The following is a 24,050-nucleotide window of genomic DNA, read 5'->3' on the forward strand; positions in this document are numbered from 1 at the left end:
TGGTGAAGATTGGAAAAAGAGTGTTTTATTTGGACTTGATTCGTAATTTTACCCGCGTAATTCATTTGAGATGACAAATACAGAAACTCTTTACCAGCATTATTTACAGCATCATATTATTTCTACGGATACCAGGAACATTACACCCGGTTGTATTTTTTTTGCCTTGAAAGGAGATCTTTTTAATGCCAACGAATTTGCGGCCGAAGCCATAGAAAAAGGAGCTGCATTTGCCGTAATTGATGAAGAAAAGTATGCGCAAAACGATAGGTTTTTATTGGTTAAGGATGTGCTAAGTAGCTTACAGGACCTGGCACGCCATCGCCGCAAACAGCTCAATATCCCGGTTATTGGCTTAACAGGCAGCAATGGAAAAACCACAAGCAAAGAATTGGTAAATGCTGTATTAGCCGAACGATATAAAACCTTTGCCACCTTTGGCAACTTAAACAATCATATTGGTGTTCCACTATCCATACTATCCATTACCGATGAGGTGCAGGTTGCCGTAATTGAAATGGGTGCTAATCACCAAAAAGAAATCGAACTGCTCTGTACGATTGCCCAGCCTACTCACGGCATTATTACCAATGTAGGCATGGCGCATTTAGATGGATTTGGTGGGTTTGAAGGCGTAAAAAAAGGCAAAGCAGAACTTTACGCTTACCTTAAACAAACCAATGGCTATACTTTTATCAATAGAGACAATGCGAGCCTACTCGAAATGAGTACCGCTGCGGGTTTAAGCAAGCTTATTTATTATGGGACCGAAAATGGAAATACCATTAAAGGGGAACTAAAAAGCAGCGATCCTTTTATCGAAGTGAACTGGACCAATCACGAAGTTTCATCATCAGTAAAAACCAATTTAACCGGCAGTTATAATTTTGAAAATATCCTGGCAGCCATCTGCATCGGTGATTTTTTCGACATGAGCCCTGAAGAGATCAATATGGGCTTATCAAACTATCAGCCAAAAAATAACCGCTCGCAACTTACTAAAACGGAGAAAAATACCGTGATCTGCGATTTCTATAATGCCAATCCAAGTAGTATGACGGCAGCACTGAAAAATATCGCCGTATTATCGGCCGATAAAAAAACCGCTATCTTGGGCGATATGTTTGAATTAGGCCCCGAGTCACCAAGTCAGCATGAACTTATTGCAAAACAAGCCACAGAAAGCGGTTTAAACCAGTTAATTTTTATTGGAAAAGATTTCTATGCTTATAAAAACAATTATAAAGGCATCTATTTCGAAACGCCCGCTGAGGCCGCCCAATACTTACAAGAAAACTCAGTTCAAGATCATTTAGTATTACTCAAAGGCTCGCGGGGAATGAAACTGGAAACCCTGTTAAAATACCTATAACTTATTTTGAAAATTGAATTTCATACCTTTCACCAGTAATTTCTAAAAGTTCAGGTTTCATTTTATCCGGATAGCTAATCAGCAATATTCTTTTTAAACTTTTTTGAGGCCCTAAAGTTGTTTTATTTTTTGCGGGTATTGCAACAACTGTAGCCTGGTACACAAAAGAAACCGGATATTCTATCTTATTTACAAGATCCAACAATGAAACTTCTGAGAAATCTAAATCAACGGTTTCGTTGGTTTTATTAGTCACTTTCATCTTTACACTAACAAAAGTATAACCTTTTTTAGCAACTATTCTGCTGTTTCCCGTGGCTTGCTGACTTGCAGAACTCATTCCATAAACTTCATATTCAATATTATTTTTGTAGTTGAAGTTGTTTTTCGCCGGGCTGAGCTGATAGATAGTCACACATGATGAAAGTGTTAAAATTAAACCTAAAAAGATTAAGCTAAAGAGAGGTGTTTTCAAGAGTTAATTAATTTTTATTGCTTAGGGATTCACTTACGGTTAAACCAACATCGCTGATTTCCAAAAGCGGATTATCGCGCATATTCTGCTCAATTTCAATCTCAAACTTACCATTATGGGTAAAATGATAATTGGTTAACATCGGAAGGGTATAACTGAATACATTTCCAGAACCGCTACCCAACCATTCTCCATCATTTTTAGCCAGTTTATATTGATAGCGTTTGGTTACCATCCTTTTACCGTCTTTAAAATGGGCCAGTATAAAAATATTGGCATATTTATAATTGGCGGTATGCCTTAACTTAAAGTAAACATTATAGGCTTTTGTATGATCCTTAATGTCAAATGTTGTAGAAATATGGTTACGGTAAGTCCACCTGCGGTCGGCAATTTCTACATTGCTATCAACTACACTGTCTGTACAGCCAGCAAATAAGGTAGTAATCAATAAAAAAACAAGCAAAAATACTGGTCTTTTATTCAGCAGCAGGTTTATTTTCTGAGCCATTATTATTGTTGCGGCGGTTATTGTTTTTCCTACGGTTATTTCTGTTCTTATTTTTGCTCTGCTCTGGCTTGGCACCTTCTACAGTAACATTTCCTTCAGCTTTAACTACAGGCTTTGGCCCTTGCGAAGGCTTTGGTTTGTTATTTTGAGGCTTTGGTCCATTAACATGCTGTGGTTTCGGCACTGTTTGTTGAGGCTTTTGCCCAGAATTTTGCTGCGGCTTTGCGCCGTTAGGCTGCTGTTTTCCGCCCTGTTGCGTTTTCTGTACACCTTGTTGAGACTGCTGAGGCTTGTTATTAGGCCCTGTATTTTTCTCTCCTGCAGGAATTCTTTCTCTCTTATTCTGGTTATTGTTGCGGTTATTTTTCTGGTTATTGTTCCTGTTCTGATTATTTTTGCTGCGAGAACGTTCGTCAAGGCGGGTTAAACTATCCTGCCCTACTACATTTTCGTAATCGAAAGATTTTTCGACCACAACCGGCGCGGCAATCTGAACAGCTTCTTCTTTTAAGTTAGGTGCTTTTTTACCTGCCTTATTCATTGCCATGATCTCTTTTACACGTGCGGCTTTAACCGGGATCCAGTTTTCATCACCCTGATAACTAAACCACATGATTTTTTTGAAAATATCGGTTTTCTGGTGACGGGCATAACCAGCCTCGGTATCCAGGTTTTCGATCCTGTCGGGAATATCTTTTAAAGCATCCAGATACGTATCCAGCTCATAGTTTAGGCAGCATTTTAATTTTCCGCACTGCCCGGCAAGTTTTAAGGTATTTAACGATAAATTTTGATATCGGGCTGCAGCTGTAGATACGGTTTTGAAATTGGTTAACCAGGTAGAGCAGCATAATTCGCGTCCGCAAGAACCGATTCCACCTAAACGTCCGGCTTCCTGGCGCATTCCAATCTGGCGCATTTCAATCCGGATGCGGAAACTCTCCGCCATCTTTTTAATCAGCTCGCGGAAATCCACACGCCCATCTGCAGTATAAAAGAAAGTGGCTTTTGTTTTATCGGCCTGATAATCCACATCGCTGATTTTCATCTGCAAACGGAGATCAAGTGCCAGTTTACGCGCCTTATGCATGGTTTCCCATTCCATTCCTTTGGCAGCATTCCATTTCTCCACATCAGCTTCTGTAGCCTTGCGGTATATTTTTTTAGTTACCTGGTCAAGGGTGGTTTTGCGGCGTTTCATCTGGATCCGCACCAGCTCGCCGGTAAGCGAAACATGTCCTACATCAAAACCACCTGTTGGCCCTTCAACGGCAACAAGTTCTCCAATTTCCAGGTAAATGTTATCGCTATTGAGGAAAAATTCCTTCCGCGAGCCCTTAAACTTAATCTCTGTAACCTGAAAAGGTTTATAATTAGAAGGCATATCCAAATTAGACAGCCAATCGTGTACTTCCATTGTCTGGCAACCACCGGTGCCACATGAGCCATTACTTTTGCATCCATTAGGGGTGCAACCACCACCTGTTGAACAACTTCCACATCCCATATTAATTGTATATATATTGAGTCCCCGCAGGGAGCGTTTTAAACTTGATAATTTTTACCAATTGTAAAGATACATCTAAAAACAGAATTTTTGGGTTTGCGTTTCTTTCAATGTGGTAATGTGCCTTTTCCAGTTCGCCAATTATGGCCTCTGCCATCGGTAGGGTAAGCACGTGTGTGCTGAGTTTTTTAGCGGTTTCAAACGTTAGGGGAGGTAATTTAACCAATTCCTCAGCACCGCTTAAAATTAAACAGCATTCGCGTAAATAATTTACGCCATATTTTAAAAAATTCTTCTGGTTTTCTCTTCCCCACTTGGCCGCCTCATCGGTAAAATCGATCAGATCGGGCACTTTATTGCCAAAACCCATCCTTAGCCAGGCCGTAAACGTTCCGGAACTGTCGCTTTGTGTATCGGCAGCCAGTGCTTTGGCCTCAATTAAATTTCCATCGGCCAAAAAGGAATAATCAATAGCCTGGTGCTCGGTTAATCCGCTTGCATTTAATAAATATCCGGTTACCTCTTCTGACGAAAGTTTTGGGATCTTCACAATCTGCGTCCTGGATAAAATGGTCGTTAAAATCTGATCCTGACTTTGGGCAATTAAAATAAATAAGGTATTTGCAGGCGGTTCTTCAATTAATTTTAACAGGGCGTTCCCGGCTTTATCCAGGTATTCTGGAAGCCACATAATTAGAACCTTTGTCTCGGCTTCGAAGGCTTTGTAGCTTAGTTTTTTAATAATGTCGTGGCATTCGGCGATATTGATATTGGCCTGTTTATTGGCCGCATCAAGTTTGGAACGCCAGATATCCATATCGAAATAAGGATCCTGCAGTAACATTCCCCGCCATTCTTCCAGCACATCTACAGCCGTTTTTACACTGGCAGACGCAAAAAAAGGATAGGAGAAATGCAGATCGGGGTGGATGAGGCGTTCGTATTTTCTGCAACTCGAACACTCGCCGCAACTATCGTTCTCACCTTTATTAAGGCAATTGATGTATTGCGCATAGGCAATAGCCAGGGGTACAGCTCCGGAACCGGCAGGCGACAAAAACAGTTGCGCATGGCTAATACGGTTTTCTTTAACCGTTTGCACCAATTGTTGCTTCACTCTTTCCTGTCCGATGATTTCTTTAAACTGCATTTGGTGCAAAATAAGAAATAGATATGAGATTCACACACAAGTGACCATGTTCTTACGTTCGGCATACATATTTGGCATGTAGCAACCGCTTAAGTTTTCAAAATTTAAGCGGTTTGCCTGCACATCGTATAGCGATAGCGAAGCTTCATTATTGTTTTTTTTGGAAATGGCTGGTTCTGTTTCAATGGTAAATGCAGTACTGCTATCCCTTCAAGTCCTCGCTGCGCTCCGGGCTTTTCGTTCTATCAGGTTTATATAACTAAAATCAATAATTCTTCGGGAACATCAAATAGCACACTACGCAACTTTACCCAACCGCACTGGCCTGCATCAACTAAACCTGATGGGAGCGGCAGCCCCGAAGCATGAGGGCTAGCGCATACAGCAGGACCCGACATGCCAAAGTACTACAGGTTTTGCTGTCCAAAAAACAGAACAAATCAATTTTTCAGTCAACAACAAATACGTTACCAAGGCATTACCGCTTAGGTTTACCGATTATTTCAAAAACCTTACCTTTGGCTTTTATTTTTTAAATGGCAGTAAACACTTTGCGCCAAACACCCAACGCTTAATATATGGCACGGATCCTCGCATTTGATTATGGAACAAAACGCATCGGCATTGCGGTAACCGATCCTTTGCAGCTAATTGCAACAGGCCTGGATACGGTGCACCCGAAAGATGTAATCGAGTATATTAAAAAGTATATGCTTAACGAACAGGTGGAGGCATTTGTGCTTGGCGATCCTAAACAAATGGATGGTTCTCCGTCTGATTCGGCACAACATGTAAAAGGTTTTGCTACGCTGTTGAAAAAATCGTTTCCCGATATCCCCAGGCACTGGGTTGATGAACGTTTTACTTCTAAAATGGCCCATCAGGCCATTATGCAAAGCGGGTTAAAAAAAACCGACAGAAGGGATAAAAACAGGGTTGATACCATTGCTGCAACCATCATTTTACAATATTTTATGGAAAGTAACCGTTTATAACCAACAAATGAGCCTGATAAACGACGATTTACAAGATTTATTAATTGCCTATTGCGAGCCTGAAAGCGAATTGCTTCAACAGATAGACCGCGAAACCAACCTTAAAGTTTTAATGCCCCGTATGCTCTCAGGCCACTATCAAGGCCGGGTGTTGAGCATGCTCAGCAAAATGATTTCACCTAAAAGGATTTTAGAAATCGGCACTTTTACCGGTTATGCCACTTTATGCCTTGCCGAGGGCTTAACCAAAGATGGCCTGCTGTATACGCTGGATATTAATGAGGAACTGGAAGATATGGTTCGCAGAAACTTTGCCAAATCAGCATATAACAATCAGATTAATTATATCCTTGGCGACGCTACCACTACAATAAAAAGTTTGGATGAAGTTTTCGACATTGTTTTTATCGATGCCGACAAGAAGAACAACGGTACTTATTACGACCTGATTTTTGACTGTGTACGCCCGGGCGGGATTATTATTGTGGATAACGTGTTATGGAGTGGAAAAGTACTCCAGGAGAAACAAGATAAAGATACCAGAAATATTGCTAGTTTTAATGATAAAATAGCTGCAGATGAACGGGTTGAGAAATTGATTTTACCTGTGCGTGATGGTTTGTTTGTGATCAGGAAGAACGGATAATGGCATATTGTTAATGGCCCTTGGCCTTCCAAGCCAAGGCCATCAACCATTAAAACCATGGTCTATTAACCAAAAAAGAAATGAAGAAAATCTTTACTTTTTGCCTGTTCTTTTTAACAGGGATTATTGCAAAAGCGCAAGACACAGAAGAATATATTGCAGCGCACGTAGAATATGCACAAGGCCTGATGCATGATCATAAAATTCCGGCCAGTGTTATTTTAGCCGTTGCCATACATGAATCTGCTGCCGGAAACAGTAAAATCGCACAGCACCTTAATAACCATTTTGGCGTAAAAGGGCCAAATAACAATGCAGAAATCCATTCCTCATACCGCGATTATTTAAATGCCGACGAATCTTACAGTCACTTTGTAGAAATGATGGAAACCCGGGAGCCTTTTAACAATCTTTTTGGGAAATACGATCAGTACGATTACAAAGGCTGGATTTACGGCATCCGCCACTGTGGTTATGCAAGCAGCAGAAGCTGGTCCAGTCAGGTTATCGGGCTCATCAAAAAATATGAGCTTTACCAATATGACGAAAGGCCTGAAGGATACGAAGAACCTGTTTACGCCATTCCGGTTCGCCGCCACACCAGAAGCAGAAGAACAACAAAAACTTATACTGTAAAACCGGGCGATAACTTAAATATCATCGCCAAAAAGAAACGTACAACCGTAAAAAAACTGATGCAGAAAAACGGGATCAAAAAAGCAAATTTGAAACCAGGGCAGAAGATTAAGTTTTAGTCTAAAGTCCCTGGTCATGAGTCTTAAGTCTAATTTCCATTTTGCAATTTGCAGTTAAGCAATTTAAACCATTAACCTATTTCAGTTCACAATTAACCAGTTAACCGATTTAAACCATTAACCAATGCGTTCATCCATCCAACTTATCCTATTAGCGGCAATCCTCGTTTTTTTAAGCGCATGTGGTTCCAGGAAATTTTCCAAAAACAACAAACAGATTGAAAAAGCAGCCAACAAAGCGAATAACAACAATTATAAAAGTTACAATACTTTAAGTTATATCGATGAGTTTAAAGGTGTAGCCATAGAAGAAATGAACTCAGCCGGTATTCCTGCAAGTATTACTTTGGCACAGGGAATCCTGGAATCTGGTAGTGGAAACAGCGATTTGGCCAAGTATGCCAATAATCATTTCGGCATTAAATGTACTTCAGAATGGAAAGGAAAAAACTATTTCCGTGATGACGACCAGAAAAACGACTGTTTTAGGGTATATAAAGATGCCCGGGAATCGTTTAGAGACCATTCTGAGTTTCTAAAACGTAAGCGCTACAGTTTTCTTTTCCAGTTGGACAAAAACGATTACAAGAGCTGGGCGCAGGGATTGAAAACAGCGGGCTATGCAACCAATCCAAGATATCCGGACCTGCTGATCAACACCATCGAAAAATATGAGCTTTACCAATACGATCAACCGGAAAGCGAAAAGCAAAAAATTGCCCGTGAGGATCGTGTCTTTTCAGAAATTAATCAAAATATCCCAAAGGAGAAGGCTAAGTTTACCCCGGTTGAAACGCCACCAGCTGGTGCCAAACCTATTCTTGCCGATGGCACTTATACCGTTGTGAAAGGGGATACACTATATAATATAGCCAAACGCTTTAATTTAACGGTTGATCAGTTAAAAATGCTTAACGACATAACTACTGATGCTATTAAGCTTGGCCAGACACTTAAGGTTAAATAATGTTAAGTACAAACATAGCCAGCAAGATATTTGTAGTTTTGTAGCTGAATGAAATTTTTTATTCCCTTTATACTTGTTCTTGGCTTCTCTACGTGGCTTCATGCGCAAAATAAACCTGTGCAGGGTATCGTTATTGACAAAGAGACCAAACAGCGTTTGGCTAAAGTTTATATCTACAACATCCGTACGGGTGATGGCTTATACAACAATACGAAAGGTGAATTCAGCACTTTTGCCCTGCCAGGTGATACCCTGGTTGCAGCTTTATCGGGCTATGGCGTAGATACGATTGTTTTTAAGGGCCAAACTGCTGCATATTTTCAACTCAGATCGCTCGGCATCAGACTACGCGATGTCGTTATTCAACAAAAAAGACTGAGCCCGCAGCAGCAATACGAAAAAAATGTTCAGGAATACCGCTACCAAACCATGAAGGGAAGTAGTAAAGATTTATTGAATTTAGGCAACAGAGGTGTTGGTTTAGGTATTGATGCCATTTACAATCTGTTGAGCAGACAAGGGAGAAATGCCCGTCATCTGCAAAAAGTGCTGGAAAAAGATTACCGTGAAGACCTGATCGATTATCGTTTTAACGCTAATCTGGTTAGCCAGGTTTTAGGCATAAAAGATGCCGAACTAACAGATTTTATGCAGCAATATCGCCCTACTTATCAATTTGTATTAGATGCAACAGATTACGCTTTTAATCTTTTTATCAGGAATGCGTATAAAAGCTACAGGTTAAATCCTAAAGCCTTACAATTGCCGGCATTACCCAAAATAACCATCGATAAGCTGTGAAGGCGCCAATCCTCATCGTAAAAAAACTCCCTGCAGCTGGTATGGCCATCTTTCCATTTATCCTCTTAAAATCGGCAAGGCTTAAAAACGATATGGAGCTCATCAATCACGAGAAAATTCATTTGCGCCAGCAGCTGGAATTACTTGTATTACCTTTTTATATCTTGTACTTGCTTAACTATCTAATCAACCTGATCAGACACAAAAAACACGACCTGGCTTATCGGAATATTGTTTTTGAAAAGGAAGCGTACACTTATGAAACTGATTTAAATTACCTGAAAAATGGCAGCTGGTATGGCTGGATCAAAAATAGGTGAAATTACCCTTTTCAATTTTGCTTCAATTGTTGTTCTGGTAATCATTTTGTTAAATGCTTTTTATCTCTAAAATTTTTCTTTTTCTTTGTAGGTAATGAAGAACTGTTTAGCTGCCATCATCCTGACTCTAAGTTTCTGCTCTACAAAAATATATGCACAGGAAATTGATACTATTCCGATCAACACAAAAGACTTGAATATCAGGTTAAAGCGTAGTCCGTTGCCAAGCAGACAGGGGCCGTTAAATTTTGAGCCTGTAAAAATCAAACCATTGGTTGTAAACGCCAAGATTAATTACTGGAAAACAAGAACCAATATCGGCATTAACATTAACCAGGCCCAGTTCAGTAACAACTGGAAAGGCGGGGGTACAAACTCTGTGGCTGTTGGGGGGCTTTTAAACTGGAAGGCAGAATACAACAAAGACAGCTATAGCTACGTAAGCGAGCTGGTTTTACAATATGGCAAAATCAAAAATAAAGATCAGCTGCAAAAGAAAACCAACGACCGTATTTTCTGGGATAACAAAGCTTCTTTCCAACTCTCAAAAAGCTGGTTTTTCTTCGGATCGTTAAGTTTTGAATCCCAATTTGACAATGGCTATTCTTACAGCGTTACAAACGGACAGGAAACGGCCACCCTAATTTCAAAATTTATGGGGCCAGGTTATTTAACAGAATCTATTGGTTTCGAATATAAACCGGTTAAATATTTTTCTACCCGTATAGGTACAGGTACCGCACGCCAGACTTTTGTGCTGGACGAAAAGCTTTTTCTTGATCCTGTTGATAATACCAAGCCACCAAAAGCTACTGTTTATGGTGTAGAATATGGCAAAAAAATACGTAATGAGCTGGCTTTTCAGATTGTAAGTGCGATTGATAAGGATATATTTACCAATACAAACCTTAAGGCACGTTATCAGATGTTCATTCCGTATCAGGATTTTAAGATGAGTAATATTGATCACCGCTTAGATGTTGCATTAACGGCAAAAATCAATCGCTTTATGAACACGAGTTTAACTGGTGTACTCCTGTTTGATAAAGATACAGGCACGAACAAAATACAGGCGAACCAGACTTTAGCGCTGGGTTTTGGCTTTACCTTTCCTAGATAGGTTTACCCGCCACCAATTTTACCCATTTCCCAATAAGGCATGGTAATAATCTGCCTAAAACTTACACCCCTTTGTTTTAGGTAACGTTTAAACTGCTGTACTGATTTTGCCCTGCCTGTTAAGTAAAACGTAGCATTTTGCCACATTTCCCAACATAGCGGGTGCATATTGTCCATCCATTTGATGGCATTTTTCGCAGGGGCGTTCAGGTCAGATGGTACCGTATCAATCAATAATTTAAGGTGTTCAACTGAATTCAGGTTTTCTTCCTGAAGTTCCAATACCCCAAAATACTCTACATCTTCATCAATTACCTTTTTACCCAGCGACTCGTACAAACCAAGGCTGGTTTCATCGCCAAAAAAGAAATGCTGATTGGATGCTTCATTGTATTTTACTTTTGCCCGGTCTACAATCAGTTTTAAACGGTCTCCTTTTTGGATATTTACAGCCAGATGATGTCCGGGCCCTTGCCTGTTCAGGTAAAAAATCACTTCACAGGTTTCGTGTGCTTCGTCAAAGCCCGATAAAGTATAATGTCTGTATTCATTGGCGTTAACCCTTAGCAACACTTCGTTTCCGGGTATAAATTTAGCTTCAAAAAAATCGCCTTTAAAGGTAACGCACTTTAAGTTGCTGCTTAACATTTTGGTATCTACAACTTCTACTTGATATATTTTATTGCTGATCACTTTTTCCATTGTGTTGGCCAGCCATGAAGGTAATTTAGGCATCGTATTCTTTTGTTTAGTAACTTTGAACAAAAGTAGTTGTCTAACAAATGCACCTTTTTATATCAAAAGGATTAAAGTTTATATCAAAAGGATTTTATGGCCTTAAACATTTACGATAGCGATGATAAATATTATGTAGTAGGAAGTAATTTCGACATTGCTCAATTTAATCAACCACTGGTAACCGAAAGACGGGATAAATACAGTTTCCCTTTTGGCGATGCAGAGATCGTACAGATTGCTTTTTCGGGCATTTACATTGTTTACGGCGATATGGTGGTGAAACAAAGCCGCCTGCGCATTAAATCTTTTGATGAACCTGATATGGTAGAGCTCCACTTTGCACTTACTGGCGGAGGCATTATGGAAAATTACCTCACCAATAAACGCCTGGATATTAAAGCAAACCAGCATAACATTATTTATAGTCCTGATTTTGATGGGATGGCAGAGTTTGATACAGGAGGTCCGCATAAATTTTTTGAGATAAACTTCGAGAGGTCACGTTTTGTTGATTTAACCAGCGAAAGCAGCATCCTGCTAAGAAATTTTGCTGAAAACATCATGAACAGCCGTTCGGTAGAAATTTCATCAGAAAACCTGCCCATTACCCTGGCCATGCATAGCTGCATTAATGACATTATGAACAGCCACTTTACAGGCGGATTAAAATTATTGTTTCTTCAGTCTAAATGTTTGGAACTGCTGGCACTACAGGCCCAGGCTTTTGAAGAAGCTGCCAAGAAAACCGTGAATCCTGCTATTAAATCGGCTTATGATAAAGAAAGGATCTATTATGCGCGGGAATACCTGCTGGCCAATGCCAATCATCCGCCATCTTTAACCGAACTGGCAAAAACCGCAGGAATAAATGAATTTAAGCTGAAACATGGCTTTAAAGAGGTATTTCAGAACACTGTATTTGGTTATTTAAGCGATTATAAATTGATGCGGGCAAAAGAACTCCTAACAGATAGCAGCAAAAATATTAAGCATATTTCTGACGAATTAGGTTACTCTTCCGTACAGCATTTCAGTAGTGCTTTTAGTAAAAAGTTCGGCATCAGCCCCGCTAAAGCGAGGTGAGTTTAATTATGAATTTTGGCGTCTGCTTCACCCCCTGGCATCACAGTAACATAAAAAGTTTGAAGTGAATGATGGGAGTACAGCATTCATGAAGCACAAACAGCAAGTTTTCAAAAAAAGATTTTTGACTTTGAGGTGCAGCGATTTACAAGCAAAATTTGATACATTTGCCTTTTATTAAAAACAAGTTGCTTTTTGCCCTTTGGCATAAAGCTTTTAGCTTAAAAAAAGATGTTTGATAATTTACAGGACAAGCTAGACAGAGCATTTAAAGTATTAAAAGGACAAGGCAGTATTACGGAAATCAACGTGGCAGAAACCATGAAAGAAATCCGTAAAGCATTGCTAGACGCCGATGTTAACTATAAAACAGCAAAAGCCTTTACTGATGAGGTGAGGCAAAAAGCTTTGGGACAAAACGTACTTACCGCCGTTTCTCCAGGTCAATTGCTGACTAAAATAATGAACGATGAACTTGCGGCCCTAATGGGTGGCGAAGTTACAGAGTTAGATACAAAAGCAAACCCTACTATTATTTTAATTGCAGGTTTAAACGGTGCAGGTAAAACTACTTTTGCCGGTAAACTGGCCCTGCATTTGAAAGGCAAGGGTAAAAAACCTTTATTGGTAGCCGGCGATATGTACCGCCCGGCGGCTGTAGATCAGTTAGAGGTTTTAGGAACCTCGGTGGGTGTGTCTGTTTACGCAAACCGTGCATCAAATGATCCTGTTGGTATCGCTTTAGAAGGTATTGCACACGGTAAACAAAATGGAAATAACGTCATCATTATCGATACCGCAGGTCGTTTAGCGATCGATGAATCATTAATGAATGAAATTTCTGAAGTTAAGTCCAAAACTCAACCACACGAGATTTTATTCGTAGTGGATTCGATGACTGGTCAGGATGCAGTAAACACGGCCAAAGTGTTTAACGATCGTTTAGATTTTACAGGTGTGGTGTTAACCAAATTGGATGGCGATACCCGCGGTGGTGCAGCCCTTTCCATTAAATCAGTGGTAAACAAGCCTATTAAATTTATCGGTACCGGCGAGAAAATGGAAGCACTTGATGTTTTCTATCCAGATCGTATGGCATCGCGTATTTTAGGTATGGGTGATGTGGTTTCGCTTGTTGAACGTGCACAAATGCAGTTTGACGAGAAAGAAGCTGCAGAATTGCAAAAGAAAATCCGCAAGAACAAATTCGATTTCAACGATTTCTACAACCAGATTCAGCAGATCAAAAAAATGGGTAACATGAAAGATCTGATGGGCATGATACCCGGTGTGGGCAAAATGATGAAAAATGTAGATATCCAGGATGATGCTTTCAAATCAATCGAAGCCATCATCAATTCGATGACGCCATTTGAGAAAGAAAATCCGGATGCGATTCAGCAAAGCCGCCGTTTACGTATTGCTAAAGGTTCAGGAAGCAAGGTAGAAGAAGTAACCAAACTTATTAAACAGTTTGAAGACATGCGTAAAATGATGAAGCAGTTTTCGAACCCTGCAGCCGCAGCAGCCATGATGAAAGGTATGCCTAAAATGCCATTTGGCAGATAGTGGAAGGGTTTGAGGTAGAAGGTTTAAGGACTAAGGTTAGTCGTTGTGTCATGCTGATCCGATAGCGATCGGATTTGTTTCAGCATCTTTTAAAATAATATAGATCCCGATCAGTAATGGTCGGGATTTTTTGTTTACAGGTTTTGGAAACGAATGTTCAGCTTTCCATAGGTCGGTTCAGCCCTGCTTTCCCTGCTGCCGATATAAGGAATCGGCATTCGTCCAATCAGGTTTATTTAATAAAGGCTGTTAAAACCTATCCGCCAATAGATACCAAAGCTTGATCTTTTTTTAAATAATCTGTATATTAGAATCAATATTCATCCCGAATAATTTACATCCGAATTTATTTTAATTAAAATCAATGCTTGTAAAAACATACGGGAGTGCTGTTTATGGCGTAAATGCACTAACCATAACCATCGAAGTGAATATTAGCGCAGGTACCAAATACTATATGGTGGGCCTGCCCGATAATGCGGTAAAAGAGAGTTTGCAAAGAGTGGCCAGTGCCATTAATGTTTCGGGTTTTCGCATGCCTAAACAGAAAATAGTGGTAAACCTGGCACCTGCGGATATGAAAAAAGAAGGTTCCTCATATGATCTGCCAATTGCTATCGGCATTTTAGCAGCTTCTGGTCAAATCCCGGCCGACGAACTGGAAGATTATTTTATTATGGGCGAACTTTCTTTAGATGGAAGTATCCAGCCCATAAAAGGAGCATTACCAATTGCCATACAAGCACAACAGGATGGTTTTAAAGGATTCATCTTACCGAAACAAAACGTTCGCGAAGCAGCCATTGTAAACGATTTGATCGCATATGGCGTAGAAAACCTGGCACAGGTGGTTGCTTTCTTTAACAAAAGCGAGGTGCTGGAACAGGTTAAAGTAAATACTAAAGAAGAATTCTTAAAAAACATCAACAATTATGAACATGATTTTGCCGACGTTAAAGGCCAGGAAAATATTAAAAGAGCATTGGAAATCGCAGCTGCAGGTGGTCACAATGTTATTTTAATCGGCCCGCCAGGGGCAGGCAAAACCATGCTGGCCAAGCGCCTGCCTACCATATTACCCCCATTAAATTTAAACGAAGCCTTAGAAACCACTAAAATCCATTCCGTTGCCGGAAAACTCGCTGCAAGCGATGCTTTAATGACAAGCCGTCCCTACCGCTCACCCCACCATACCATTAGCGATGTAGCGCTGGTAGGAGGAGGAATCAGTCCACAACCCGGAGAAATATCACTGGCACATAACGGTGTTTTATTTTTAGATGAACTGCCCGAATTTAAACGAACCGTTTTAGAGGTCATGCGCCAGCCTTTGGAAGACCGCAAGGTTGCCATTGCAAGGGCAAGGTTTTCGGTAGAATATCCGGCCAGCTTTATGCTGGTAGCCTCCATGAATCCCTGCCCATGTGGTTTTTACAATCACCCGGAGAAAGATTGTGTTTGTGCACCTGGTGTGGTGCAAAAATACCTGAGTAAAATATCTGGACCTCTTTTAGACCGGATTGATCTGCACGTAGAAGTAACACCTGTTGATTTTACAGAATTGGCCTCTACTACGGAAACAGAAAGAAGTAACCACATCAGGGATCGGGTAATTAAAGCAAGAGAAATTCAGGATCTACGTTTTGCAGATAAAGAAGACTTACATTGCAATGCCCAAATGAGTCCGAAAATGGTCCGCAAAATATGCCAGATCAGTGAAGCCGGCACCCACTTATTAAAAACTGCAATGGAAAGGTTAGGATTGTCGGCCCGCGCCTACGATAGGATTTTAAAAGTGGCCAGAACCATTGCCGATTTAGCGGATAGTGAAAATATAGAACTTGAACATCTGGCCGAATCTATTAATTACAGGAGTTTGGATAGGGATGGCTGGGCAGGATAATTTTTTACACAAAGAAGCGGTTTAATTTGCTCGTTATCTTAATAAAAATTAAGTTTATTGATCAGCAAATACCATATCTGAAAAATTTATCTCCTTATTTTTGAGCTCATTCATCATTTACGTTATATGAGAAATATTACAGGCATATTGTTATTATTAATTTCTGTTCATTTATTTGCCCAAAGCGATCACCCTCAAATCCCTAAAACAGGCACTAATATAAATGCATTTGTTCCCAAAGGATGGAAAATAATTTATCGGGCGAAAGGTGATTTAAATAAAGATCATTTAGCTGATGAAGCGATCATTATTCAGAATACCAATCCGAAAAATATCATTAAAAACGAGGGGATGGGCAGTGATAAACTGAATTTGAACCCGCGCATGCTTCTGGTACTCTTTAATACATCCGGCAATTACAGCTTACGGGCTCAAAACGCCAGTTTTATTCCACTTGAAAATGATGCAGAGAATACTTGCCTCGCCGATCCTTTACAAGAAACGGGGGCCATCAACATCAAAAACGGCACGCTTATTTTAAGTTATCAATATTGGCTGAGCTGTGGCTCCTATGGGGTGAGTAATCTTGATTATACATTCAGATTCCAGAATCAAAAAATGGAGCTGATTGGCTTTGATACTGAGAGTTACAGCCGATCTTCGGGAGAAGAAACCATTACCAGCCTTAATTTATCTACTCGAAAAAAAAGTGAAACCTCTGGTGGCAATATGTTTAGCGACAAAACCAACAAACCAAAAACAGTATGGAAGAAGTTTGATTGGGGCAGATTGTTTACACTTGATGAAATGACGGAAGAACTTGCCCGGAAACTTTCAGAAATATAACATAAAATCCATTATAAGATAACAAACAAGAAAAGGATATTTTTCCTATGCTTTATATTTAAAAACAGCATGAAGTAAAACTTTTTTATCATTAACTAAATTGAACAAGTTCTTTTAAACTAAACAGTTTTGATCCTTTAAACGAATCAGCAGATCTTTGAAAACAGATGATTAAAATAGCTCCAGCCAAAAGAACAAACTACTTTAGTAACAAACTAAAAAACAAGTATTTAAAAAGTAATTTTAATTAACCCAACCCGCTTTTCACTCATCTCATCTACCAATCAAATTTTGGTTTGGCATAGTCATTGTCATAGTACTGTTACAATTATGACCTATTTAAAATTAAAAAAGTGAAAGAGATGAAAAAAACAGTCCAAATTTTCAGTATGCTTTTAATAGCATTAACCGTAATGGTATCGTGTAAAAAAGATACTGATCCAGCAGATCGCGATTTCTTTGTAGGCACATACAAAGGATCCGTTTCTTACCGCAGTGGCCAAAATACAATTACCAGCAGCGACGGAAAAGTAACTGTGAGCAAAGTTGGTGAGACCTATAATTTTTACTTCGGAAACAATATTCCCGACATTACCGGAGTAAAATTCGAAAAGAAAGGCGATAACAGCTACGTAAGTATTGGTTCGGGCCTTACAGGAATTAGCATTGATGCCAGTAACCTTACCATCAGGGTAGCTAAAGACAGTCAATTCTGGACTGCAGATTGTACCAGATAATAAAGAATAATTTAAGTTGAGGCCCGCTTCGTAACCGGGCCTTATTTTTTGCTCCTACTTTATTCAGCAATCAAAAATGAAGTTTCAGGCTTAATTTAGCTAATTTTATAGCATGAGTTTGGAATTAAAAACACACCTCGAAGAAATCATTTCTCTTACTGATCAGGAATTTGAGCATATAGTATCACATTTCAAACCCAAAACGCTTAAGAAGCACCAATACCTCATCCAGGAAGACGAATTTGTGAATCACATTTATTTTGTAATTAAAGGTTTATTAAAGGCCACATTTACAGATGCCAATGGTAAAGAATATATTATCCAGTTTGCAATGGAAAATTGGTGGCTTTCTGATTTCAGGGCTTTTTATGGCCATGTTAAATCGATCACCAACATCAGCTGTCTGGAAAATTCCGAATTGCTCTCCATCAGTAAAGATAACTTAGATCAGCTATGCCGCGACAGCCATAAAATGGAACATTTTTTCAGGATTAAAAATAGTCTAGGTTACGTAGCTTTACAACAAAGGGTTTTATCCCTTTTAACCACTAGCCCAAGAGAGCGTTTTGAACAACTTGCTCAACAGTATCCACAACTGATGCAACGGCTTTCTAAAACAATAATTGCAGCTTATTTGGGTATTTCAAGAGAAACCTTAAGCAGGCTTTCCGCAAAAACGTGATTTCGCGCACACTAAATCTGTGATTGAAGTCCTTTGCTACCAAAACCAGCAGCATTAATTTTGTGATACACTTAACATAAAAGATATGAATAAGAAAGTTTTATTCGTGCTTACAAGCCACGACGAATTAGGAAATACAGGTTTAAAAACAGGTTTTTGGTCAGAAGAATTGGCAGCGCCATATTATGCTTTAGCCGATAAAGGCATTGATATAGTATTGGCCTCTCCAAAAGGTGGTCAGCCACCAATCGACCCTAAAAGTGAGGATCCTTCTTTTCAAACCGAAACAACGAAAAGAATGGATAAAGACACTGTTCTTTTAAACAAATTGAAAAATACCACCCCATTGGCCGATATAAAGATGGATGATTATGATGCCGTTTTTTATCCTGGTGGCCACGGACCGCTTTGGGATTTGGCAGAAAGTAAAACTTCACAACAGCTTATTACCGAATTCTATACCGCTAACAAACCCGTTGCTTTTGTGTGTCATGCTCCTGGAGTGCTTAAAAATGTAAAGATAAATGGCGAATACCTGGTGAACGGAAAAAATGTAACCGGGTTTACCAATACCGAAGAAGAAGCGGTACAATTAACAAACGTAGTGCCTTTTCTGGTAGAGGATATGTTAATAAAAAATGGTGGAAATTATAGTAAGATAGCCGACTGGAGCCCTTATGCTGTAGTTGATGGTTTATTGATTACTGGACAAAATCCGGCCTCATCAGAAAAAGTTGCAGAAGAATTATTAAAGCTTCTTGCGTAAATTTAAATCCTCAACAGGGGCTGGTTTAGCCAAACCTTGTTGAGGATTGCTTATTACAGTTCGTCTTCTTCCTCGTCTTCAGCTTCAGGCACGTAATTTTCAATGGCCTGGCCAATGGCATTCACCTCTTCATCTTCCTCGAAAATGGGAAGTTCTGTTTTATAGTCCATTTTCAACCAGATCGATGAAGTATCTTTCTGAATCTGGATATATTCTTTTCCATCTTTAAAAATGGTATACGAATCATTCCCCTCCGGAAAAACTGAATAATTAATTGGCCCTATTTCTATATCAAAAGGTTCTTGCATCGCGGATATTTTTCTTCAAAGATAAAAAATCTTTTCTTTGGGTTAATCCAGTTACATATAATGACATTTTTATCTTTATGGTATAAATTTACATATGGATTTTTCAAAAGCAGGCAACAAAGTTGCACGCAGATTATTCGAGGTAGCTTTACAACGGGAATTAAAAAAAGAAATGCAGCTATTCTCCGAAATTTTAGATCAATGGAAAACACAACAGCCTGAAGATAACAGAGACGATTATTATAAAATTTTTGCTGCTGTAACAGATTTTGATAAACATCTTGCCAGAAGATACGACGGACTTAGAAATTCGCGGTTTTTTGATACGATGATTGCTATGCTTGTAGATAAAACCATTACTACAGCTGATTTAGGAGATTTTTCGGAAGAAGCGAAAAGTGAAATATTAAAGAGCCTTAAATTCAGAGAAGTTAATCAACTATAAATAAGTCCAAATTCAGGAATGGCAGAGGTCTGATTTTATATTTTAAAGGAATTACTATTCATTCAGTGTGCGAAGTGATCCTTCTCTGTGGTAAATGATAATTAAAAAATTACGCATGATTGTTTAAAAATCCCATCATTTATACTACTTTACGGCTAAAGATTTTACGCGATAGATAAGAAGATGAAGTTAACGTTTTGGGGCGCAGCACAACAAGTAACGGGCAGTATGCACCTGCTCGAAATCGGGCATTATAAAATACTGATAGATTGCGGATTAGATTACGAAAAGGAGACCTACCAGGAAGAAAACCAACAATTCCCTTTCGATCCGGCAAGTATAAACCTGGTAATTTTAACCCACGCACACATTGACCATTCTGGCAATTTACCTACACTGGTTCGATTAGGTTTTGAAGGCCAGGTACTTTGTACACCCCCTACTGCCGATCTTACATCGATATTATTATTCGATTCTGTTGAGCTTTTTTTAAGAAAGGCAGGCCGCAAACCCAGAACGAAACGGGGTAACTTCAGCGGACCAAAACCGCTATACCTGCATAAACACGTGATGGATACCATCGATCGTTTTGTAACCATTGCTTTTAATAAGCCTTTTAAGATTAATGGCGATATCAGCTTAACCTTTGTGCCTGTTGGCCACTTATTGGGTGCTGCCGCAGCTGTTTTAACCATAAATGATGAGGGCATAGAAAAGAAAATTGCTTTTACAGGCGATATCGGTAGAGATAACTACCCGGTATTGGTTAATCCAGAGCCTTTGCCAGAGGTAGACTATGTAGTAAGCGAAGCCACCTATGGAGGCAGAATGCACACTAAAGACCAAACGCTTGAAGAACGCCTGGTACAGGAAATTACCGAAGCCTGTATCAAAAGTCCTGGCCGATTGATTATTCCGGCATTTAGTATTGGGCGTACGCAATCACTGGTATTTGCCTTAAACCAGATATTTACTAAAAAACTGTTGCCACCCATTCAGATTTTTGTAGATAGCCCAATGGCGATTCAAGCTACGGAGGTTTACCGCAAACACCATAACCTGGTAAACCAGGAAGCGAAAGATTTTTACCAGACCATGGGTGATGAGTTTGAATTTGATCACCTGGCTTACGTTCAAACCATGAAAGAAAGTAAAGATGTTTCCAATTATTTCGATCCCTGTATCATTATCTCCTCTGCAGGCATGTTAGAAGGTGGAAGGATTCAGGATCACTTATATTACAACATTCAGAACTATTATTGCACCATCCTTTTTATTGGTTATTGTGCAAAAGGAACGCTTGGCTATAAATTATTAAGCGGAGCACCCATCGTGCGCATTAAAGACCGCGAGATGATGGTTTACGCTACGATCCGACAAACAGATTTACTCAGTGGACACGGTGATCATAACGATTTAGTGAAGACAATTAAACAAACCGGCCAACCTAAAAAGGTTTTTCTCGTTCATGGTGAAGACAAAAGCCTGCAAAGTTTATCGCTGAGCCTGCAAGCAGATGGTTTTAATGTAGAGGTGCCTGAAAGGGGAGAGGTATTTGAGTTATAAACTCCGCTGTCATTCTGAGCGCAGCGAAGAATCTCTAAGTTAGTTCTACTGCTTTAACATTTACCGAAGGCAACAAATCTAATGACTACTTTCCATCGTTGCAGATTCTTATATGCGCACCTCGTGCTTCTCGGCTGCGTTGCACTCCGCTCGAAGTGACGATGATACAAACGGTAGCTATTAGTCCTTGTAAATTGGTTATTCATCCTTTTCCATCATCCCTCTTCCATCAAACATCACTTCCTCACTTGTCCATCGCCCCGTACCACCCATTTGTAACTGGTTAGTTCCTCCAAACCCATTGGTCCGCGGGCATGTAGTTTTTGCGTGCTGATGCCAATTTCGGCACCAAGACCAAACTGTGCGCCATCGGTAAAACCTGTTGAGGCATTGGCATACACCGCAGCAGCATCTACTTCATTTAAAAATTGAGCAATATTAGCAGCATCTTCAGAAATAATGGCTTCACTATGTTTCGAACTGTAATCGGCAATATGGTTCAGTGCAGCAGTCAAATCATCTACTATCTTAACAGCCAGCTTTAATGATAAAAACTCTGTTCCAAAATGTTCTGGTGTGGCTTGGTTTAATAAGTGGGATGGATAAGAGGATTTTAATACTGCATAGCTTTTCTCGTCAGCAAATAACTCCACATTTCCATCTGCCAAAGGAGATAAAAGCGCCGGCAGATCATTTAATCTGTTTTCGTTAACCAATACACAATCTAAAGAATTACAAACGCTTACCCTCCTGGTTTTCGCATTAAAAATAATCGCTTTACCTTTCTTTAAATCACCCGATTCATCAAAATAAGTATGTACAATGCCCGCACCGGTTTCAATAACCGGGATTTTACTGTTTTCACGCACGTAATTAATCAACGATTGACTTCCTCTAGGAATCAATACATCCACAAATCCCCGTGCATTTAATAAAGCTTCTGTTGCCGCCCTTTCTGCAGGCAGTAAGGTTAAAACATCGCGGTTTATTTTATGATTATCCAACACCCCATGTATTACCTTTGCAATTGCGAGATTAGAAAATTCAGCGTCACTTCCTCCTTTTAACACCGCAACATTCCCGGTTTTAAAACAAAGTGAAAATACATCGGCAGTAACATTGGGGCGGGCTTCGTAAATTACCCCCACAACGCCCAAAGGCACGCTAATCTTTTGTATATGAAGCTGGTTATCCAATATTTTATCAGAAAGAATTTTACCCAAAGGACTATTTAAGCCTGCAACATTTTTAAGATCGTTGGCAATATCAGCAATCCGAGTTGCGCTTAACTTTAACCTATCGTATTTGGGATCTTCAGTGGACATTTTAGCTAAATCCTTTGCATTTGCGCTAAGAATTTCGTCCGTACTTACTACTAAAGCCTGCGCGAGGTCATTTAAAACAGCATCTGTAGTTTTTTTGCCCAAGCTTATCAAAGTGCGACTAGCCTGTTTTGCATTTTCGAAGTATTGTTTGTAATCCATTTTTTTCCATTTTTACCACAGAGAACACCGAGTTTTCATAGAAAAAAGAGAGAATTTATCAACTCTTTGCCACTCTGTGATTTTTTCTCTGTGGGCTCCGTGGTTAACCTAACTAAATAGCCGAATAAAAATAATCGTAATGCACCAGGGCTTTCTGTTTTTTCAGTCCGATTCTTTCTCTGGCTTTATCAGAACCATATTCGGCAATACCCAATCCAATCAGGTTATTTTTTTCGTCGATAATTTTAATAATATCGCCTTTTAAAAAGTCCGTTTGAATTTCAATAATACCTACGGGCAATAAACTGGTTGCTTTGCCGGAAGTTAATACTGCTTTAGCACCATCATTAAGCTTTACCACACCGGTTGCCGCAGTTTCGGAATGGGCAATCCATTTTTTCTTGCCCGATTTACTTTTCTCCGGGACAAAGCGTGTATGCACCAGTTCATTATTTAACAGAGAAATCAGCACATCATCTTTAGTTCCATTGGCAATATGAACCGTTATACCCAGTTTAGCAACTTTTTGTGCCATGGTCGATTTGGTGATCATTCCACCACGGCCAAACTGCGATTTTCCGGTTTGAATAAAAGAAGCCAGATTAGCAACCGAACCGTTAATTTCCTCCATAACAGCTGACCCCTCAACTTTCGGATCACCGTTATAAATGCCATTTACATTTGACAGGATAATTAAGGCATCGGCATTTAACATAGAAGCAATGAGTCCGGCCAGTTCATCATTATCGGTAAACATCAGCTCGGTTACCGAAACCACATCGTTTTCATTCACCACCGGGATTACTTCATTCTGCAGCAAAATCTGCAGGCAGTTTTTCATATTTAGATAATGCGCCCGGTCGCGAAAATCCTCTTTGGTAACCAAAACCTGAGCGCATTGGATAGCATGTGTTGCAAAGAAATTGGAGTAGGTATTAATCAGTTTAACCTGGCCAATAGCGGCCAATAGCTGTCGGGTAGTTACGGCATCCTGCTTTTCAGCTATTTTGATTAAACTTCTGCCTGATGCTACTGCACCTGAAGACACCAAAATTACTTCAATACCCTGTTTTTTAATGTTTGCCAATTGATTTACAAGGTGTTTAATCCTCGCTTCATCCGGCAAACCATTTGCCTGCGTAATTACATTTGAACCAACTTTAACAACTATCTTTTTGTACCCTAATTTCATTATAATTTCAAACCGTTTGGATGAAGGCAATTTAACATCAATTTTTCTAATTCAGATGATTATCTATAGGTTTGGTGGATTTTTGCGAAAATGATAATTGGGTTTGGCGTTTA

The 24,050-nt window shown here is 39.6% G+C and carries 25 protein-coding genes; 17 read left to right on the forward strand and 8 right to left on the reverse strand.

Annotated elements, in window-relative coordinates:
• Positions 1-70 precede the first annotated feature (70 nt).
• Positions 71-1,372 (forward strand): UDP-N-acetylmuramoyl-tripeptide--D-alanyl-D-alanine ligase, encoded by a 1,302-nt coding sequence (murF, locus tag ABEG20_RS17925; protein WP_406824622.1) that lies wholly within the window; start codon positions 71-73, stop codon positions 1,370-1,372.
• 1 nt (position 1,373) lies between these two features.
• On the opposite strand, the gene ABEG20_RS17930 is transcribed toward murF, so the two are convergent.
• Genes ABEG20_RS17930 through ABEG20_RS17945 form a run of 4 tightly spaced genes read right to left on the reverse strand, consistent with a single transcriptional unit; the run spans position 1,374 to position 5,015 of the window.
• Positions 1,374-1,847, reverse strand: coding sequence for a hypothetical protein (locus tag ABEG20_RS17930; RefSeq protein ID WP_406824623.1), 474 nt, complete (start codon positions 1,845-1,847; stop codon positions 1,374-1,376).
• Between the two features lie 7 nt (positions 1,848-1,854).
• The gene (locus tag ABEG20_RS17935; RefSeq protein ID WP_406824624.1) at positions 1,855-2,358 is read right to left on the reverse strand and encodes a gliding motility lipoprotein GldH; all 504 of its coding nucleotides are present in this window, start codon (positions 2,356-2,358) and stop codon (positions 1,855-1,857) included.
• The gene (ricT, locus tag ABEG20_RS17940; protein ID WP_406824625.1) at positions 2,327-3,865 is read right to left on the reverse strand and encodes a regulatory iron-sulfur-containing complex subunit RicT; all 1,539 of its coding nucleotides are present in this window, start codon (positions 3,863-3,865) and stop codon (positions 2,327-2,329) included. The genes ABEG20_RS17935 and ricT overlap by 32 nt, the downstream gene beginning before the upstream one ends.
• Before the next feature lies 1 nt (position 3,866).
• A complete protein-coding gene (locus tag ABEG20_RS17945; protein ID WP_406824626.1) occupies positions 3,867-5,015 on the reverse strand; it encodes an ATP-binding protein in 1,149 nt (382 codons plus the stop codon).
• A 578-nt stretch (positions 5,016-5,593) separates the two neighbouring features.
• Between ABEG20_RS17945 and ruvX the strand changes: the two genes are divergently transcribed.
• The 7 genes from ruvX to ABEG20_RS17980 all read left to right on the forward strand — a co-directional run bounded on the left by ruvX (position 5,594) and on the right by ABEG20_RS17980 (position 10,619).
• Positions 5,594-6,010, forward strand: coding sequence for a Holliday junction resolvase RuvX (ruvX, locus tag ABEG20_RS17950; protein WP_406824627.1), 417 nt, complete (start codon positions 5,594-5,596; stop codon positions 6,008-6,010).
• Between the two features lie 7 nt (positions 6,011-6,017).
• Positions 6,018-6,656: an O-methyltransferase gene (locus tag ABEG20_RS17955; RefSeq protein ID WP_406824628.1), complete on the forward strand. Its 639-nt coding sequence runs from the start codon at positions 6,018-6,020 to the stop codon at positions 6,654-6,656.
• A gap of 80 nt (positions 6,657-6,736) precedes the next feature.
• Complete coding sequence (locus ABEG20_RS17960; RefSeq protein ID WP_406824629.1) at positions 6,737-7,411, forward strand: glucosaminidase domain-containing protein; 675 nt, start codon at positions 6,737-6,739, stop codon at positions 7,409-7,411.
• A 124-nt stretch (positions 7,412-7,535) separates the two neighbouring features.
• Positions 7,536-8,378 carry a glucosaminidase domain-containing protein gene (locus ABEG20_RS17965; RefSeq protein ID WP_406824630.1) on the forward strand — a complete coding sequence of 281 codons (843 nt, stop codon included), beginning with the start codon at positions 7,536-7,538 and terminating at the stop codon, positions 8,376-8,378.
• A gap of 48 nt (positions 8,379-8,426) precedes the next feature.
• A complete protein-coding gene (locus tag ABEG20_RS17970) occupies positions 8,427-9,179 on the forward strand; it encodes a hypothetical protein (RefSeq protein WP_406824631.1) in 753 nt (250 codons plus the stop codon).
• On the forward strand, positions 9,176-9,499 hold the full coding sequence (locus ABEG20_RS17975; RefSeq protein WP_406824632.1) for a hypothetical protein: 324 nt from the start codon (positions 9,176-9,178) through the stop codon (positions 9,497-9,499). Before ABEG20_RS17970 ends, ABEG20_RS17975 begins: the two co-directional genes overlap by 4 nt.
• Positions 9,500-9,593: 94 nt before the next feature.
• Complete coding sequence (locus ABEG20_RS17980; RefSeq protein WP_406824633.1) at positions 9,594-10,619, forward strand: DUF3078 domain-containing protein; 1,026 nt, start codon at positions 9,594-9,596, stop codon at positions 10,617-10,619.
• Between the two features lie 2 nt (positions 10,620-10,621).
• Here ABEG20_RS17980 and ABEG20_RS17985 read toward each other — a convergent pair whose 3' ends face one another.
• Entirely contained in the window at positions 10,622-11,353 is a 732-nt protein-coding gene (locus ABEG20_RS17985) for a hypothetical protein (RefSeq protein ID WP_406824634.1), read from the reverse strand.
• A 96-nt stretch (positions 11,354-11,449) separates the two neighbouring features.
• On the opposite strand from ABEG20_RS17985, the gene ABEG20_RS17990 reads away from it, so the two are divergent.
• From ABEG20_RS17990 to ABEG20_RS18020, 7 genes are all read left to right on the forward strand, one after another.
• Complete coding sequence (locus ABEG20_RS17990; RefSeq protein ID WP_406824635.1) at positions 11,450-12,439, forward strand: helix-turn-helix transcriptional regulator; 990 nt, start codon at positions 11,450-11,452, stop codon at positions 12,437-12,439.
• Positions 12,440-12,670: 231 nt separating this feature from the next.
• Complete coding sequence (gene ffh / locus ABEG20_RS17995; RefSeq protein WP_406824636.1) at positions 12,671-14,008, forward strand: signal recognition particle protein; 1,338 nt, start codon at positions 12,671-12,673, stop codon at positions 14,006-14,008.
• Positions 14,009-14,372: 364 nt separating this feature from the next.
• On the forward strand, positions 14,373-15,911 hold the full coding sequence (locus ABEG20_RS18000; protein WP_406824637.1) for a YifB family Mg chelatase-like AAA ATPase: 1,539 nt from the start codon (positions 14,373-14,375) through the stop codon (positions 15,909-15,911).
• 126 nt (positions 15,912-16,037) lie between these two features.
• Positions 16,038-16,757 (forward strand): hypothetical protein, encoded by a 720-nt coding sequence (locus tag ABEG20_RS18005; RefSeq protein WP_406824638.1) that lies wholly within the window; start codon positions 16,038-16,040, stop codon positions 16,755-16,757.
• A 362-nt stretch (positions 16,758-17,119) separates the two neighbouring features.
• Positions 17,120-17,494: a hypothetical protein gene (locus ABEG20_RS18010; protein WP_406824639.1), complete on the forward strand. Its 375-nt coding sequence runs from the start codon at positions 17,120-17,122 to the stop codon at positions 17,492-17,494.
• 112 nt (positions 17,495-17,606) lie between these two features.
• Entirely contained in the window at positions 17,607-18,176 is a 570-nt protein-coding gene (locus tag ABEG20_RS18015) for a Crp/Fnr family transcriptional regulator (RefSeq protein ID WP_406824640.1), read from the forward strand.
• Positions 18,177-18,261: 85 nt separating this feature from the next.
• Positions 18,262-18,942: a type 1 glutamine amidotransferase domain-containing protein gene (locus ABEG20_RS18020; protein ID WP_406824641.1), complete on the forward strand. Its 681-nt coding sequence runs from the start codon at positions 18,262-18,264 to the stop codon at positions 18,940-18,942.
• Between the two features lie 53 nt (positions 18,943-18,995).
• On the opposite strand, the gene ABEG20_RS18025 is transcribed toward ABEG20_RS18020, so the two are convergent.
• Complete coding sequence (locus ABEG20_RS18025; RefSeq protein WP_406824642.1) at positions 18,996-19,250, reverse strand: hypothetical protein; 255 nt, start codon at positions 19,248-19,250, stop codon at positions 18,996-18,998.
• 94 nt (positions 19,251-19,344) lie between these two features.
• Here ABEG20_RS18025 and ABEG20_RS18030 point away from each other — a divergent pair, with 94 nt between their 5' ends.
• Positions 19,345-19,695, forward strand: a complete 351-nt coding sequence (locus tag ABEG20_RS18030; RefSeq protein WP_406824643.1) for a hypothetical protein — start codon at positions 19,345-19,347, stop codon at positions 19,693-19,695.
• A 183-nt stretch (positions 19,696-19,878) separates the two neighbouring features.
• Positions 19,879-21,261 (forward strand): MBL fold metallo-hydrolase, encoded by a 1,383-nt coding sequence (locus ABEG20_RS18035; RefSeq protein ID WP_406824644.1) that lies wholly within the window; start codon positions 19,879-19,881, stop codon positions 21,259-21,261.
• Positions 21,262-21,497: 236 nt separating this feature from the next.
• Here the strand turns inward: ABEG20_RS18035 and ABEG20_RS18040 are convergent, their stop codons facing one another.
• Both ABEG20_RS18040 and proB read right to left on the reverse strand, forming a co-directional pair.
• Entirely contained in the window at positions 21,498-22,745 is a 1,248-nt protein-coding gene (locus ABEG20_RS18040; RefSeq protein WP_406824645.1) for a glutamate-5-semialdehyde dehydrogenase, read from the reverse strand.
• 112 nt (positions 22,746-22,857) lie between these two features.
• Positions 22,858-23,937, reverse strand: a complete 1,080-nt coding sequence (proB, locus tag ABEG20_RS18045) for a glutamate 5-kinase (RefSeq protein WP_406824646.1) — start codon at positions 23,935-23,937, stop codon at positions 22,858-22,860.
• Positions 23,938-24,050 lie beyond the last annotated feature (113 nt).

This window comes from Pedobacter sp. KACC 23697, assembly GCF_045348445.1.
In the GTDB taxonomy this organism is placed as follows: Bacteria; Bacteroidota; Bacteroidia; order Sphingobacteriales; family Sphingobacteriaceae; genus Pedobacter.